Here is a 281-nt window from a genome sequence, read left to right as displayed (position 1 = left end):
AACATAACCTGAGATCGTTGAGAGTTATCCTCTGCCAAGGTGTGTATCTGACTGATGTTTTGCGTGACTTGAGAAGCAACCACTTGGTGTTCCGTAGTTGCGGTCGCGATTTGATGGCTTCTTTGCTCGACCTCATTGAGCAGCTTAGAAACCGTTGATATTGAGTGATTCACTTCGCCCGTTTGCTCAACACATTGAACCATTCCCACCACACATTGATTGATTTGTTCCACCGCCAGTTTAGAACTGGTTTGCAACTGTTCAATCTTGTTGTGTATCTC

1 pseudogene is annotated in these 281 nt (G+C 44.8%); it reads right to left on the bottom strand.

Going from position 1 to position 281, the window contains the following annotated elements:
* Positions 1–281, bottom strand: a pseudogene (locus AB4486_RS28605) (methyl-accepting chemotaxis protein); the annotation flags it as partial.

This window comes from Vibrio sp. 10N.222.55.C6, from assembly GCF_041473395.1.
GTDB lineage: Bacteria > Pseudomonadota > Gammaproteobacteria > Enterobacterales > Vibrionaceae > Vibrio > Vibrio crassostreae_C.
Note: the sequence above shows the minus strand (reverse complement) of the source record. Positions and strands in the feature narration are given on the sequence as shown.